15 protein-coding genes are annotated in these 15423 nt (G+C 47.1%); 13 read left to right on the top strand and 2 right to left on the bottom strand.

The window, feature by feature from the left end; translation table 11 throughout:
• The 10 genes from Q0Y54_RS06820 to Q0Y54_RS06775 form a co-directional block, all read left to right on the top strand.
• Positions 1-518, top strand: a 518-nt coding sequence (locus Q0Y54_RS06820; RefSeq protein WP_297965629.1) for an RcpC/CpaB family pilus assembly protein, incomplete at its 5' end; no start/stop codon positions are given.
• A gap of 3 nt (positions 519-521) precedes the next feature.
• The gene (locus tag Q0Y54_RS06815) at positions 522-1907 is read left to right on the top strand and encodes a type II and III secretion system protein family protein (protein ID WP_297965627.1); all 1386 of its coding nucleotides are present in this window, start codon (positions 522-524) and stop codon (positions 1905-1907) included.
• A gap of 23 nt (positions 1908-1930) precedes the next feature.
• Complete coding sequence (locus tag Q0Y54_RS06810) at positions 1931-2752, top strand: AAA family ATPase (protein WP_297965625.1); 822 nt, start codon at positions 1931-1933, stop codon at positions 2750-2752.
• A 14-nt stretch (positions 2753-2766) separates the two neighbouring features.
• Entirely contained in the window at positions 2767-3876 is a 1110-nt protein-coding gene (locus tag Q0Y54_RS06805; protein WP_297965623.1) for a response regulator, read from the top strand.
• Positions 3877-3889: 13 nt separating this feature from the next.
• Positions 3890-4858 carry a type II secretion system F family protein gene (locus Q0Y54_RS06800; RefSeq protein WP_297965621.1) on the top strand — a complete coding sequence of 323 codons (969 nt, stop codon included), beginning with the start codon at positions 3890-3892 and terminating at the stop codon, positions 4856-4858.
• A 173-nt stretch (positions 4859-5031) separates the two neighbouring features.
• Complete coding sequence (locus tag Q0Y54_RS06795) at positions 5032-5232, top strand: pilin protein (protein WP_297965619.1); 201 nt, start codon at positions 5032-5034, stop codon at positions 5230-5232.
• A 104-nt stretch (positions 5233-5336) separates the two neighbouring features.
• The gene (locus Q0Y54_RS06790) at positions 5337-5777 is read left to right on the top strand and encodes a TadE/TadG family type IV pilus assembly protein (protein ID WP_297965617.1); all 441 of its coding nucleotides are present in this window, start codon (positions 5337-5339) and stop codon (positions 5775-5777) included.
• Between the two features lie 80 nt (positions 5778-5857).
• Positions 5858-7198, top strand: coding sequence for a CpaF family protein (locus Q0Y54_RS06785; RefSeq protein WP_297965631.1), 1341 nt, complete (start codon positions 5858-5860; stop codon positions 7196-7198).
• Positions 7198-8157 carry a type II secretion system F family protein gene (locus Q0Y54_RS06780; protein WP_297965615.1) on the top strand — a complete coding sequence of 320 codons (960 nt, stop codon included), beginning with the start codon at positions 7198-7200 and terminating at the stop codon, positions 8155-8157. The genes Q0Y54_RS06785 and Q0Y54_RS06780 overlap by 1 nt, the downstream gene beginning before the upstream one ends.
• Positions 8158-8195: 38 nt before the next feature.
• Positions 8196-8540 carry a DUF192 domain-containing protein gene (locus Q0Y54_RS06775; protein WP_297965614.1) on the top strand — a complete coding sequence of 115 codons (345 nt, stop codon included), beginning with the start codon at positions 8196-8198 and terminating at the stop codon, positions 8538-8540.
• A 50-nt stretch (positions 8541-8590) separates the two neighbouring features.
• Here Q0Y54_RS06775 and Q0Y54_RS06770 read toward each other — a convergent pair whose 3' ends face one another.
• Positions 8591-9979 (bottom strand): TadE family protein, encoded by a 1389-nt coding sequence (locus Q0Y54_RS06770; RefSeq protein ID WP_297965612.1) that lies wholly within the window; start codon positions 9977-9979, stop codon positions 8591-8593.
• Positions 9980-10184: 205 nt separating this feature from the next.
• Between Q0Y54_RS06770 and trkA the strand changes: the two genes are divergently transcribed.
• From trkA to Q0Y54_RS06755, 3 genes are read left to right on the top strand one after another with little or no spacing between them, the layout of a single operon-like run.
• Positions 10185-11522, top strand: coding sequence for a Trk system potassium transporter TrkA (trkA, locus tag Q0Y54_RS06765; protein ID WP_297965610.1), 1338 nt, complete (start codon positions 10185-10187; stop codon positions 11520-11522).
• 39 nt (positions 11523-11561) lie between these two features.
• Entirely contained in the window at positions 11562-13019 is a 1458-nt protein-coding gene (locus Q0Y54_RS06760; protein WP_297965608.1) for a TrkH family potassium uptake protein, read from the top strand.
• Positions 13020-13031: 12 nt separating this feature from the next.
• Positions 13032-14477 (top strand): TrkH family potassium uptake protein, encoded by a 1446-nt coding sequence (locus Q0Y54_RS06755; protein ID WP_297965606.1) that lies wholly within the window; start codon positions 13032-13034, stop codon positions 14475-14477.
• A gap of 86 nt (positions 14478-14563) precedes the next feature.
• On the opposite strand, the gene Q0Y54_RS06750 is transcribed toward Q0Y54_RS06755, so the two are convergent.
• Positions 14564-15211, bottom strand: coding sequence for an SIS domain-containing protein (locus Q0Y54_RS06750; RefSeq protein ID WP_297965604.1), 648 nt, complete (start codon positions 15209-15211; stop codon positions 14564-14566).
• Positions 15212-15423 lie beyond the last annotated feature (212 nt).

The raw sequence follows: 15423 nt of genomic DNA, 5'->3' as shown, positions 1-15423 counted from the left end.
TGTCCAACGGTGGTAATGAGGGTCGTATCACCAGCAACATTATTCTGCAGAATATCCTGCTGCTGGCCGTTAACCGAACCCCGATGAATACGGCCAAGGATAACATGAAGACTTCTCAGCCCTCCAATGGTGACGTAAGCAGCAAGGATAGCAAGGATAAGGATGATAAAAGCAGCGATTCCTTCAAATCGGGCCAAGCTGCTTCCACGTCAGCCAATAAGACAGCCCTGGCCACCGCTACCCTGGCTGTATCGCCACGGGATGCCATGGAGCTGATTGCTGCAGTTCAATCCGGCACCGTGTATCTGGTGCTGCGGCCATATAAGCCGAGAGATACCTTTACTACTACCACTGAATATTCCAAGGTAACCAACAAGGCTGCCACACAACAGAGTCCGCCTGCTCCGGCCGCCACTCAGCCAGCACCGGCACCGACCCCGTCGGCACCTGCAGCCCCGGCCTACGGCGGCAGTGTGGAAGTAATCCGTGGAACCAGCCTATCCAGAGAAGGAGCCTAAACAATGAGCAAAATGATACACCTTTGGCAACTTCATATATCTATGACTCTTACAGCCCTGCTGCTGTTTCTGTCCACCTCCCTGGCCAATGCCTACGTGCAGCCGATTTGGCTGGAGGTAAATCAGTCATACCTATATAATGCCTCAACAACCGCTGATATTATTCGTGTAGCCGTGGTAAATCCGGCTATTGCCGACGTAAATGTCATCAATAATCGAACCTTGGACATCCTTGGTTTATCACCCGGTTCCACCAGTCTCACCGTATGGACCGATGACGGTATGCGCCAGGAATTTGTGGTAAACGTGTCCAAAAAGGATTCCAATATGGCCCGTGCCATACAAAAATCCATAAAAATCCCTGGCGTAAATGTGGAAAAGGTGGGAGATAAAATTCTCCTCAGCGGTATTGTGGAAAATCAATATGAAAAGCAGCAGGCTGAAAGTGTGGCCACCCTCTTTGTGGAGAAGCCGGAAAATGTCATTAACCTGCTGGAAATGAAAAATCCTACCCAGATTAATCTGGCAGCTATGGTAATCGATATCACCAATGCTGATGCCCAGGATCTGGGTATTATGACCGGCTCCAGCGGTACAGTCCGGAATGAAGCAGGTGATTTCAGCGGAATAACCTTTGGCAGCTTTTACGGCGGCCAGGACTTCAAGGATTTTGGGGGCCGGATATACAACAACATCAATTTCAAGCTCAGTGCTTTGATAAAGCAGGGCAAGGCCCGTATTCTGTCCCGGCCAAATGTAACGGCCATGAGCGGTGAGGAGGCAGAAATCCTCATCGGTGGCGAGATTCCTCTTCCATCTGCCAACAAAAATGGTGATATTTCCGTTACATGGCGTGAATATGGTATAAAGCTTCATATCCTGCCTACCGCCACCTCGGACAACAAAATAACCACCAATGTCAAGGCTGAAATCAGTCATCTGGACAGCGGCAATGCAGTGACCACCACTGCCGGTACCATTCCCTCCCTGCTTTCCCGTAAAGCATCCACCGTCATTACCATTCCTGACGGTGAAACCATGTCCATCGGCGGACTCATGAATAACAGCGAAGCTAAAAACATAAATAAGATACCACTTCTGAGCTCCATTCCAATTATTGGCGAATTCTTCAAATACACCACTACCTCACAGGATCGCCACGAATTGGTAATCCTCCTTACCCCGACCATTGTCACCAATGAGGACCCGGTACAGGCCTCTGAACGGCTGATTAAGGCCGTAGAGGATGCCCGTAAGGAATATGCGGCTATGAACTCGGTAACCGCCAACGATTTGGAAATAACCAAAAAATCAGATCAGTATGAGGAGTATGAGGCAGATGGTAAGTCTGCCCCTTTGCCAGGCAGTGATATTTCTAAAAAAAATTGATGTAAAGGTCCGGTGATGAGCATATGGCTGATGAACACATAAATGGTGTCATTATCACCTTTTTTAGTACGGCTTCCGCTGTGGGTAAAACTCTAATAAGCATCAATATGGCCTCTGAGCTGGCCCGGGAGGGCTATAGTGTTTGTCTGGCTGATTTTGATTTGCAGTTTGGCGACATCCGAAATTATCTGCGGCTTGAGCCTGAATATACTATCACCGATTTATGTGACAGTATACAGGCCGACTCAAGCCGTCCACTGACTCCCTTGTTGACCAATTATTCCTATAAGGGAGTAACCTTTCAGGTAATACCCAATCCCAGCCGCCTGGAGGAGGCGTATAACCTGAACCCCGACACCATTATTGAAATTCTGAAAAACCTGCGCAAGCAATATGACTATATAATTGTGGATACCACCTCCATGTTCAGCGTACTGAATTTAGCTTTGCTGGATATCAGTACAATCGTTACCTTCCTGGGTATCGTGGACTTTATTCCTACCATCAAAAACATGAAGATAGGCAATGACACCCTGCGCACCCTGAACTACGATTCCAATAAAATTCGCCTGGTGCTGAACCGCAGTGATTCAAAAACCCATATCCAGCTAAAGGATGTGGTGGACATATTGGGAGAGGATTTTTATCACATTCTCCACAATGATTTTATTTCTGCCAGCGAATCCATTACCACCGGTGTTCCCCTGGTGCTTAACGGTCAGGACAGTGAGCTGACCCAGGAGCTGCGGGCATTGGTGGCCCGTTATACCAACAAGGGATATCAGCCCAGCAGCAAACCAGCCCAACAAAAAGCCGGCTCCTGGCTGTCCAAACTTTTTAGATAGGAGAGCGTTCTACAATGATAAACAACAATGTCATGCTGGTTGAAGGCAACCGCCTGTTTTTGGAGCAGCTGTCCAATGTAATCAAGGAAACAGAATCCGTTACCCTGGTGGCCCGCTTTAGGGATGCCAAGGATGCTCTGGGACAGGGCATGGTATTTACCCCAAATATTATTCTGTTGGATGCAGACACTCCCAATATAATGAATCTTTTGGCCGAATTTCGCCGGGTATATCCCCATGCGGATATTATCTGTACCGGTGAAAAATGGTCAGCAGAAAGCTCCAGCCTATATGTGAACGCCGGAGCGAAATGCTTCCTGGTAAAGCCCTTCTCCAGTGAAGAATTATTGGATGCCATATATTCCATCAATAAAAATGTATCCGCCTCCAATAATGCCAAAATTGTGACCTTCTTCAGTCCCAAGGGCAAAAGTGGGAAAACCACCCTTATTGCCAATCTGGCCATGGCCATTTCCCGCACGGCCAATGCCACCGTGGGCATAATTGATGCTGATTTGCAATTTGGCGATATGGCCTTTTTCTTTAACCTGAAGCCGCAAAGTACCATCGTGGAGGCTGCCCGGGATACGGATTTTCTATCGCCGGTAACCCTTAATACCTACTTTGTATCCGTGGACAAAAATGTATCTGTCCTGTGCGGTACCAAGAACCCCAGCTTCATCGACAAGGTGAGCATTTCCTCCTTGGAGGCCATTATAAATATGGCCAGGTCTATGTTCCAATACGTATTAATCGACGTGCCGGCGGGATTTAATCCTACCTCCATTGCCGCAGCCGAAAACTCTGATATCACCTTTGTTGTTTCCATGCTGAATGGTGGCTATGAGGTACAGCATATTCAGCGGGCCTTGGATATTTTCACCACCTGGCCTGACTACCAAAGGCGGGTAAAGGTTATTCTCACCCGGGTGGAGCCCTGCACCGAAAAATCCCAACAGGAAATGCAGGAGGCCATTGGCTATCCCGTGGCGGGAATTATTCCCAATGCCTATCTTGATGTGGCCACCGCCGCTGATGATGGACGTATGGCCCTGGATCTAAAGCCGAATAGCACCCTCAGCCAGCAAATAACCTTACTTGCTGAGCTATTAACCACGAATTAACAGGATAACGACCATGTTTAAAATAGCTATCGCTTTGGTTGCTTCCCTGGTACTGTTCAGCATCATAATGCTGGGACTGATCATAGGACGCAAAAACAAGGAACAACAGAATATCAAGGACCGTATGGCTGATATAGCTGATTATAAGCCAAATCAGGAAAAAGAAAAATCAAAGCAGATAAAGGAGACCCTGGTAAATCTCTTCCATCGATCCGGCAATTTGGTGCAGAGCCTTAAGACAAGCAATCGATTTGACGTAATGATGCAGCAGGCTGACTGGCCCATTACCGGACCGGAATTTCAGATCATCCTCCTTGGCTTGGGGATAATCTTTGCCCTGTTTTTTTATCTCCTTACCCTGCAGCTGCTCAACGCCGTTTTAGGCCTTGTCTTTGGTGCCCTGATTGGTTGGATGACCCTGAGAATTCGCATTCAGCGGCGCCAGGCGGCCTTTTCCAATCAGATCAGCGATATGCTGAAGATGGTTTCCGATGCCATGCGGGCTGGCTTTAGCTTTATGCAGGCCCTGGAGCATATTGCCAGGGAAATGGATGCCCCGGTGAGCCGGGAGGTTCAAAAGGTCATGCGGGAAACCAATCTCCGGGTGCCCCTGGAAACCGCCTTGGAAAACATGAGTCAGCGGGTTCAGAGCAAGGATTTTGACCTGGTCATCACCGCTGTACTCATTCAACGTCAGGTGGGCGGCAATCTCTCCCAGATTTTGGATACCATCAGTGACACCGTCAATGACCGGCTGAGAATGCGGCAGGAAATAAAGACCCTGACAGCCCAGGGACGGCTGTCCGGCGTTATATTGGCCCTGCTGCCCGTTGCTTTGGCTTTTTTACTGAACGTCCTCAATCCTGAATACCTTCGTCCTTTATTTGATGAAGAAATAGGACATTTGGCCATAGGTGCAGCAATTATTTTGGAAATTATTGGTTTTTTTGTTATTAAACGGATTGTAAATATCGATATATAGGTAAACAAGGGTGAAATAAAAATTAGCTAATTTTTTACTGGAAAAAAGTACTATACTGACGTATAATACACACAAAGAAATTTATTTTATCTCAGCTGTAATCTGTTCACTGGTTACTACCATAAACAGATTTAGTAATACTTTTTTCTATACTTAAAAGGGAGGAATTTCAAATGAAAATTATGCGTTATTTAGAACAAAAGGGCCAGGGTATGGTGGAGTATGCTCTCATTCTTGCATTTGTAGTTGCTGTTGCAGTAGCTCTTACTGGTGAGGGAGGTATTCGTGAGGCTATTCAGACTACCTTTACTAATGTTACCCATACTCTTAACGATGCCAATGATGCTGCTCAGCAGGGCGGCGGTGACGACTAATAACCTGTGGTATGCTGTAGGTACTCCAACAGCGGTGGATCGCTGATGAGATACCCTGTTATGGAGTCTTAGAACGACTAGTTTTACAATAAGGGGGCAGAATTATGAAATTCCAGAGAGGGCAATCCATTGTGGAATTTGCATTGGTTCTGCCCCTATTTCTTTTACTTGTTGCCGGCATAGTCTATGTGGGCTTTGCCCTTTCTGATTATCTTACCCTTAGCAGTACTACCCGAAGTATTGCCCATGAAGCATCTCTGACCCGCAATGAAAATAATCGGCGGGAGATCGTAAAACGCCAGATAAGGAATGTGGACCTGAGGAGTGGTCTCTTTATCTGGAATCCGGACCGCAACGGCGGAAGCAACAATGATTATTTAAGAGTAACTACTGATGTTGCAAATAACAGTGTGATTGTAATATCCCATGCGGATTATAATACAGATTCTTTTATAGGCAGGCTGATGAGCGGCTTTGGCTCAAATACTGACCTAGACGGACTAAATATACCATACATCATGTACTGCCCATCAGAGGATGATTAGGCAGTATTTGTTATGTAATGAAGTGGAGTGAGGGTAGCTTGTCACTTTTAGAGCGGTTAGGCCGTCCCAATCAACGAAATATCCAGGTAAGAATATTTGCCTCCCTTTCCGTTGAGCAGGTGGACGAATCATATCAGGAAATAAAGTTAAAAATCCATCATCGCATTGTAGAGGACATGACTCCGGAGGAGCAACGGATTTTGTCTGCCAAGCAGCAGGATGCGCTGGAGGTTGAGCATATCATTGATTCCTACGTCCAGAAGGTAATGGACGAAAATCCCTTTGCTATTCCCCGAGGGGAACGGAGCAGGGTTGTCAGCGACCTCCGGGATGAAATGCTGGGCCTTGGCCCAATAGAGGGGCTCCTGAAGGACGAAACCGTCACTGAAGTAATGGTTAATGGTCCCAAGCAGATATTTGTGGAACGCATGGGCAAGCTAATGCTTACCGATATCTGCTTCCACGATGATGAGCACCTGATGAATATTATCGAGCGGATTTTATCCCCTTTGGGCCGTCGCATTGACGAGTCCTCACCATTGGTGGATGCTCGGTTGAGTGATGGTTCACGTGTTAATATCATCATTCCGCCATTGTCCTTGGTAGGGCCTGCCCTTACTATACGTAAGTTCTCTAAAAAACCCTTGACCTTTGATAAGCTGATTAGCTTTGGTACTATGGACAGGCGTATGGCCCGATTTTTGCAGGCCTGTGTCAATGCCAAGATAAATATTCTGGTATCCGGTGGTACCGGCTCCGGTAAAACCACGACTCTTAATGCCCTGTCCTCCTTTATTCCCAGCAACGAGCGTATTATTACCATCGAGGATGCGGCTGAGCTGCGGCTTCAGCAGCCCCATGTGGTAACTTTGGAATCCCGTCCCCCCAACATTGAGGGAAAGGGCGAAATTACCATTCGCGATTTGGTACGCAACGCTCTGCGTATGCGGCCTGACCGCATAGTGGTAGGGGAGGTTCGTTCCGGTGAGGCTTTGGATATGCTCCAGGCCATGAATACAGGTCATGACGGTTCATTGACCACCGCCCACGCCAACAGTCCCCGGGACGCCCTGAGCCGACTGGAAACCATGGTGCTGATGGCAGGCTTTGATTTGCCGGTAAAGGCCATCAGAGAACAGATTTCATCGGCCATTGACCTTATATTGCACCAATCCCGTATCCGGGATGGCAGCCGTAAGGTTACCCATATTACAGAGGTACAGCACCTGGAGGGTGATACCATTACCACACAGGATTTGTTCTATTATCAAATGACTGGCGTGGATGAAAATGGCAAGGCCGTTGGCCGCTTTGTATCCACCGGTCTGCTGCCTGGCTTTATGGAAAAATTCCAGGTGAATGGTATCGAAATGCCAGAGGAAATGTTTAATAACGCGGCTGATGACGGAGGAATGTTCTGATGTCCTTAATTCTGCTTTTTTCCATGTCTGTCGGCATACTATTTTTTTTGGTGCTGTTTGTCGTTATAAAGCACTATGTAGTTCCCAAGTCTACCTATCAAAAGCGTATCAGCTCCATTCATCAGCTGAATACCGTAGACGCCAGCCGGGCCATGAATAGCCTGGCAACGGCCCGTGGGACTGCCCAGAATATGGATGACCAATCCTTCCACAACCGGGTAATAAAGCCCTTGATTGAGTATTTGGAAAGGCATTTTCTGGAGCTTACGCCGGCGGCCCTCGCCGAGACTATCCAGCACAAGATAATAGTCGCCGGGCTTAAGAATAAGCTGTCTGTAGGCGGCTTTTCCATGATTATGACTATATTCATTGGTTTTATGACCTATTTTGCCCACCGATATACTGCGACTCACACCCTGGCTCCTGTACAGGTGGCCATGTGCCTGCTGTTAGGTGCCATTTTAGGCGGTGCTATGCCGATGGTAATGCTAAACTCCGCTATTTCCCGGCGAAAAGAAAGAATGCTCCGCCAGCTGCCGGAGCTGCTGGATCTGATGTGTGTCAGTGTACAGGCTGGCCTCACCTTTGAAGCCGCCATACGAAAAATCATCCAGCGAACCACAGGGGATCTCATTGACGAATTTAGTGTTGCCATGGATGATATGAAAATGGGTATGCCGCGGCGTCAGGCCCTGCGCAGTATGGCCAACCGTTGTGATTTGCAGGAGCTTTCCCTGTTTGTTACCTCCCTGATACAGTCGGAACGGTTGGGAACCAGTATTGGCGGTACCTTGACCATTCAGGCCAACAATATGCGGGAACGTCGTCGACAGGCTGTAAAGGCTGAGGCCCTAAAGGCCCCCATAAAGATTCTCTTTCCCTTGGTGCTGTTTATTTTCCCCGCCCTGTTTGTGGTGATATTGATGCCGGTGGTGCTTGCCCTGATTAAGCATTTCTGAGTATAGATTGGAGGGAAATAGATACGCAGCAGGTAAATTTGATTTTGAATTCGGCCCCTGATACTAAATTAAAAATTCAGGTGGCCGATAATTTTTTAAGGCGATTTTTAGGGCTTATGGGGCGCAGGGAGCTGCCTCCCGGAACCGGACTGCTCATTACGCCCTGTAACAGCATTCACATGATGTTTATGCGCTTTCCCATTGATGTAATCTTTTACGACAAGGATTACCAGGTGGTGAAGACAGCTGCAGACCTTAAGCCATGGCTGGGCATGAGTATTGCCATAGGAGCCATTGGGGCCATCGAGCTTCCTGCTGGTACACTTCGCTCCCTGGGAGCTAAATCCCTTACCAGCATACGAATAGAGCCTGTACCAGGATGATATCTCATCTTGGTACAGGCTCTTTAATTTACCCTAGTTCATCATACTGCTTATGTCCACTCAATTTCCTTGTCATCCACCAGAATAACCGTGGGATTGCCCGGAGCATCACCTGGTGAACCAGAACCTGGTGAACCAGAATATGAGCGTGTATAATTCTTTTGAGCATAATAGCCCTGGCTTTGCAAATTGATATCCTTAGCCGCTACAATACTGCCATAAAACATGTGGCGATTGTCATTTACAAATACTGACCCAAAGGGAGAATATATATCTCCCGTAAAGGTACCGCCATTACAATTCATCGTTACCCGATTTGTACCGGTATATACCAGTACTATCGGCCGTCCATCGGTCATATTGGCGGAGGTGTTGAAGTTATTGATATTATCACAAATAATATACAATGGCTTACTCGCATCCCCGCTGATGGCTCTGTTAAGGTCTATATTTAGGTTACTGATATTATAATAAATCACATCAACACCCTTATCACTTAGCTTGTTTAAGGTGTCGCTATTAAGATTTTGCATATTATTATCAGTTATTTTAATTTTATTTTTGGCCTCCGTATTACCATCCATCATTTTCTGTATTTCATCTCTGGAAGCCACCTCAGCCGCCTTCATAATGTTCTCAATCTCATCATGATAATATTTTTCTATAGCAGCTTGATTTATGCTGCTGTCGTATTGAGGAGAAACCACATTACCATCGTCAATGGCCTGGTTAACTGTGGGACGGCTATTTCCATTTTCCCCAAAGGCCTTACTGGACAGATAAACATTTTTATTGGCTTTATCATAACCATTCTTATCACCAATAACAATAGAACCATCATAGGTGGAGCAGTTATTTTTATCCTGCTTAATATTATGATTATCCGGATTCTGGATTGAGTTAATGGATTCAAGGCCCTTGCCTGCGGTAAACAGATGATCAAACATATTATTACCGCCACCGCCAGAACCGCCACCGCCAGAACCGCCACCGCCAGAACCGGCACCACCGGCACTGTTATTTGGCTTTACCTTGGCACAGCCTACGGCAGATATTTCCGTATCCTCCCCGATTGTTGGAAAATAGCGCAGGAAATACAAAGGAACCCGTTCCGTTAAAATAACCCGGTAGTAGATAATGCCCTCATCATCACCTGGCTTGGCCTGGGGGGGTCTCCCCCCCAGTTCATCAGCATGGGGATGATTTTTTTCCTTATATTTATTAGCAGCCTCATCGGCCATTGGATGGTCTTCACATGTTTCATCATATTGTATAAAAGCATAACCACCGGCCAGAGCCGCCGCATCCGCCGCATTTTGCAGCCGGGAATAGTGAGCATATAAATTGCCAAAATCAACGACCAAGCCCGTAAAGGCCATTATAAGGGGAATCAATAGCGCAAAAAGGGTAAATATCGCTCCCCGTTGATTTTTCATCATAATCCACACCCCCTTAAAAATATAGGGAAAAACAACAAAAAACACATTTGTCTTATAAGTATATTATACCAAATCTCCGATAAATCAACTAATTATTAGTGAATATTTTTTTTAACTAAATCTAAAAACTCATCATATGGTTTTTTTGTCTAAAATAGAGTATGATATAGCGTGTAATATTGTTTGTTACTTAGGAGGTTCCATCGTGCGTATCGTTGTAGTAGGGGCCGGAAAGCTGGGTTATTCCATAGCTGAACGCCTTTCACAGGAAGAATATGACGTAATTGTGGTGGATAATGACAGCTCCCGGCTGGAAACCATTCAGGCCAGTCTGGACGTACTGGCCATTGAGGCCAACGGCTCCAGCCCTATTACCATGAATAATGATGATATTCGTGGAGCCGATGTACTGATAGCCGTTACCGCCACCGATGAGGTAAATATGGTATCCTGTATTCTGGCCAAAAAACACGGCATCAAACGGACCATTGCCCGGATACGGGATATGCAGTTTATGTCCGAGGCCAAGGAATATCTGAAGTCCAACTTCGATATAGACCTGATGCTAAATCCGGAGCTGATTATGTCCATGGAAATCAATCGCATTCTCATGGTACCGGCGGCCCTTAATATCGAGGATTTTGCCGATGGTCAGGTACGTCTTTTTGAAACCAAAATAAAGAAAAAATCCCCTCTGGCCAATATAAAGCTGAAGGATTTGGATATGCCCAACACCATTATGGCCGCCATGATTTTCCGGGGCCAGCGCATGATTCTGCCCCATGGCGAAGACGCCTTTCTGTCCGGTGACAATGCCTACTTTATCGGCCTTACCCATGACATTGATAAGTTCAGCAAAAATCTGGTGGCCCGCAACGCCTCCAAGCTGAACAAGGTGACCATTGTGGGGGCAGGCCGTATGGGCCGGTTTGTGGCTACCATGCTGGACAAGCAAAATGTACGGGTTAAGATTTTTGATACCAACAAGGACCGCTGCCGTCTGGTGGCCTCTATGTTCAAAAATCACGGCAAGGCCATATGGGCTGATGCCGCCGATACAAGTAAAATGCTGGAGGAGGGCATAAACGAGGCCGATGCCCTTATATGCCTCACCGATGATGATAAGCTGAACTTCCTGCTGGCTCTGCTGGGCAAGCATCACGGGGTCAAAAAGACCATCATCCGCCAGGCCAAAACCGACTACAAGTCCATTTTGGCAGAATTGGGGGTGGATATTTCCCTGTCCTCCAGAATTTTGGCTACCAATGAGGTGCTGGCCTTCGTCCGGGGGAATTCGGCGGTATCCCTGCTGCAGGATGCCCGGGCTGAGGTTACGGAGGTTACCATCCAGGATGGCTGCAGCGTCTGCAATAAAAAGCTGATGGAGGCCAAGCTGCCAAAGTCCTGTCTGCTGTGTGCCTACGTCAAGGATGATGTGGTGGAAATTCCAAATGGTAATACAGTATTGGCCGCCGGCGGCCGGGCAATTATTATCACGGAAAAACAGGCCACCACAAAGGTATTAAAATATTTCTATAATTAACAAGTCACTGCCTGGGGGCAGTGCTGTAAGGATAAACAAATGGATAAGCTAATCCTATTTTTAATGGCCAGGGCCCTGCTGCTGTGCTCCGGCTTTATGTCAGTGCCCTTTGCCTACAGCATTTATCTCGGTCATGATTATATGACAGGCGTCTTTGGGCAATCTATATGTATTACCCTGCTGCTGGCGATACTTTTAATGAAAAAATCCACTAATCCACCGGAGTCGTTGTCAGTGTATGGTGGGGCTGTTTTTTTGTGCGCAATTTGGGTAACAGTGGCCCTGTGCGGTGGCCTGCCCTATTATTTCAGCAATAATCTGGGGCCAATTGATGCCTTTGTGGAAAGCATGTCAGGCTTTACCACCACCGGCTATACCAATATTATTTCCCTGCGGGAGCCTACCCTGATTCTGTGGCGCAGTATGACCCAATGGATTGGTGGAGGCATGATTCTCATGTTTATCGCCACGGTGCTTCCCGCCATTACCGGCATGTTCGGTATCAGCTTTGCCATGCCGGTGGCCCTGAAAACCGGTATATTGACCATACACCGCCTCAAAAATAACACCCGGCGTCTGTTTATTTTGTACGCTATTTTATCCCTTGTTGGGGTGCTGTTTTTCAGCGTTGCGGGACTTGGCAGCTACGATGCCATTAATTTTGCCATGGTAACCATTTCCACCGGTGGCTGCTATTTTTCCGATAATTATCTGTACAATAATGTATGGTTCGCCTCAGCCGCCATTTTGGGCCTTATTGCCGCCGGAGGCAATGTTATCATTTATTGGCAGGCCATTAAGCGTCGCCAGTATTCCATGCTGAAACGCACCATACACAATTCCGAATTTCACATCTTTGTTCTTATCATATTAATCATCGGCCTTGTTTGCGGCCTGCACCTGTACAGCAATAATTATTACACCCTGTCAGACAGCCTGCTCTACGGCTTTTTCTCTGTGGCCCTTTACGCCGGTACCACCGGAGCCCCGCCGGTGGAGGTGCTGACCTGGACCGACTTCGATAAAATGCTGCTGATTGTGGTGGCATCCATCGGGGGCTGTATCGGTTCCCTGGCCGGTGGCTTCAAAATCCTTCGCCTGATGATTCTCTTTAAGTCCTGCGCCAACGAAATGACCAGAACTATTCATCCGGATATTATTATGACTATGAAAATAGATGGTGACATTGTTCCCTCCAAGGTTATAAACCGTATTCTGGGCTTTTTCTTTATGGTAATTATCACCATTGCTATTTCCATTTTGGTTATTTCCGCCGCCGGCCTTGATATGCAGCAATCCATGGATATTGTCCTGGCCTGTATTACCAGTACGGGGCCCATCATGCTGTTTCATACCAGTCACAGTGAAATTTTGGCCCTGCCGGTGGCTGTAAAGCTATTTTGTTGTTTCCTGATGATTTTGGGCAAGCTGGATATTTTTGCCTTTTTAATCGTCCTTTGGGGCAGCCGTCAGCAGCTGCTTCACAAGCAATGGTAAGGGAGGTGCATCATGAGTTATCCGGTTATATATTATATGCTGAGCCGTCTTATGTTTGCCATGTCCGTTACCCTGCTTATTCCCTTTTTTACAGCCATCCAGCTAAAGGAAAACAACGAATTGGATTTTTTGGCCGCCATAGTGTGCAGCCTTTGCCTATCAGTTTTTTTCAGCAATCGGGGAAAAATTACCACCAAGGATATAAGCATCCGTGAAGGCATTGCCATTACCGGCCTTAGCTGGCTCTTTGCCTCCATAATTGCCTCGCTGCCCTTTTTGGCCGGTCATTATATGCCGGTGGTTGATTGCCTTTTTGAAGGGGTATCGGGCATTACCGGCAGCGGAGCCTCTGTAGTAAAAAATATCCCCGACCTGCCCACCAGTATCATGCTGTGGCGCAGTCTCACCCATTGGCTGGGCGGCCTGGGTATTATCGTTATTTTTATCGCCATAGTACCCCAGACCGGTACCAAGAGCCTGAAAATGTTTGAGGTGGAAACCACCGGCCCCACTGAAACCAGGCCCTTGCCCCGGTTTCAGGATACGGCCCACGCATTGCTGATGGTGTATATTTTTCTTACATTTATTCTTACGGCCTTGTTGCTGCTATGCGGCTTCAGCTTTTCCGATGCAGTGAATAATGCCATGTCCGCCATTGCCACCGGTGGTTTTTCCACCAAAAATGAAAGCATTGGCTACTTTGATAATCTGCCGGCGGAAATCGTCCTGACCATTGCCATGCTGGTGGGGGGGGGAAACTTTTCCCTCTATCTTATTGCCTGGAAGCAGGGCTACCACAAAATCATAAGGGACTCGGAATTTCTGGCCTATGTGGCCCTCTTTGGTACATTGTCCCTTGCCATTACCGTAAACCTGTTTGCCGCCATGGATATGAATCTCTTTGAGGCCCTGCGCTATGCCACCTTCCAGACTGCGGCAACCATCAGCACCACCGGCTTTGCCAATAGTGACTTTGACAGCTGGCCCGCCTTCTCCAAATATTGCCTGCTGATAGTCATGATCACCGGTGGCTGTGCCGGCTCCACCTCAGGGGGAATGAAAATAGCCCGCTTCATTATGATGTTCAAGCTGCTCCATTTTATTATTCTGGAAAAGCTCCACCCAAATCAGATTATTCACGTAAAATATGATACGGTGGAACGTATGGATACATTGATAAACAAGGTGGGACGCTTTTTCTTCCTCTATGTTTTTCTGGCTCTCCTGGGGGCCCTGATATTTACTATTGAAGGACTGCCTATTATGGATGCCATTGTCTTGGGCTTTTCCGCCATAGGAAATGCCGGGGTGGCCTTTGGTGCCGCCAACGATTTCAGCACCCTTAATGACATGACCAAATACATATGCTGCGGCCTGATGGTTATCGGCCGACTGGAAATTTTCCTGTTTTTGGTAATGCTGAAGCCCTCCTTCTGGCAAAAGGGAGCCAGCTGGTAAATAAACAAAAAATGCCCCTGCTCTGGAGCTGAATCCTTGGCAAAGCCAAGACAGAACGCTCAAAGCAGGGGCTTTATCATTTTACATCACTTATCAAAGAACTCATTCTCTACCGCCATGCAGAGCAGGTGGTAAACCGGTAAATGAAGCTCCTGAATCTTATAGGTTTCCATTTCAGGAACGCAAATGGCAATGTCACAAATCCCCTTCAGCTTGCATTCCCTGCCGCCCAAAAGACCGATGGTTTTAATACCCTTTACTCTGGCCATTTGCACGGCATAAATTACATTGGCAGAATTACCGGATGTGCTTATACCAATAAGTACATCCTCTTTTTTTCCAAGCCCCAACACCTGCTGGGCCATGGCCAAATCCGGAGCCTGGTCATTGGCAAAGGCACTGTTCAGGGCCACGGCATTCATTAAAGACACAGCCGGCAATGCTCCCTGAAGATTATCCCGCAGATAATCCGCCTCATTAGGGCATACTTCCTTCATGCTGGCATACAAAACATCATCAATGGGACGCTTCAAAATAAAGCCCTTCATCAGCTCACCCACAATATGCTCTGCATCAGAGGCACTGCCACCGTTACCGCAGGCAATAACCTTGCCGCCACTGCTGTAGGAAGCGCATATAGCCTCCACAGCCTCCTGAATAGAGCTGCGGCACACCTCCAGCACCGGATAACGATTGATTAAATCATCAATCATATTTAAAGTAGTGTTTTTCATAGTTTGTCACCTCATTAATGAAATTCTATATACATGTATTGGCTGTGAAAGTATATGCGGAACGCTCGCGCTCTCTAGTTTACCTAGTGGTACTAAGCTCATTCGGCGCCATAGGCTTGAATTCACTAAGTACCAAGGTAAAATATGTCCGCATATATCTATAATGGTACCAAGAATTTAGACCAGTACTTTATTTTTTAAGTGTGCATGAT

The organism is uncultured Anaerovibrio sp. (assembly GCF_947302755.1).
GTDB lineage: Bacteria > Bacillota > Negativicutes > Selenomonadales > Selenomonadaceae > Anaerovibrio.
This window is presented reverse-complemented; position numbering and strand designations above follow the sequence as displayed.

Excerpts from the sequence above, each read along its gene's own strand:
- Q0Y54_RS06815 (WP_297965627.1), top strand. The coding sequence starts at position 522 with ATGAGCAAAATGATACACCTTTGGCAACTTCATATATCTATGACTCTT.
- Q0Y54_RS06810 (WP_297965625.1), top strand. The coding sequence starts at position 1,931 with ATGGCTGATGAACACATAAATGGTGTCATTATCACCTTTTTTAGTACG.
- Q0Y54_RS06805 (WP_297965623.1), top strand. The coding sequence starts at position 2,767 with ATGATAAACAACAATGTCATGCTGGTTGAAGGCAACCGCCTGTTTTTG.
- Q0Y54_RS06800 (WP_297965621.1), top strand. The coding sequence starts at position 3,890 with ATGTTTAAAATAGCTATCGCTTTGGTTGCTTCCCTGGTACTGTTCAGC.
- Q0Y54_RS06795 (WP_297965619.1), top strand. The coding sequence starts at position 5,032 with ATGAAAATTATGCGTTATTTAGAACAAAAGGGCCAGGGTATGGTGGAG.
- Q0Y54_RS06790 (WP_297965617.1), top strand. The coding sequence starts at position 5,337 with ATGAAATTCCAGAGAGGGCAATCCATTGTGGAATTTGCATTGGTTCTG.
- Q0Y54_RS06780 (WP_297965615.1), top strand. The coding sequence starts at position 7,198 with ATGTCCTTAATTCTGCTTTTTTCCATGTCTGTCGGCATACTATTTTTT.
- Q0Y54_RS06770 (WP_297965612.1), bottom strand. The coding sequence starts at position 9,979 with ATGATGAAAAATCAACGGGGAGCGATATTTACCCTTTTTGCGCTATTG.
- Q0Y54_RS06760 (WP_297965608.1), top strand. The coding sequence starts at position 11,562 with ATGGATAAGCTAATCCTATTTTTAATGGCCAGGGCCCTGCTGCTGTGC.
- Q0Y54_RS06755 (WP_297965606.1), top strand. The coding sequence starts at position 13,032 with ATGAGTTATCCGGTTATATATTATATGCTGAGCCGTCTTATGTTTGCC.
- Q0Y54_RS06750 (WP_297965604.1), bottom strand. The coding sequence starts at position 15,211 with ATGAAAAACACTACTTTAAATATGATTGATGATTTAATCAATCGTTAT.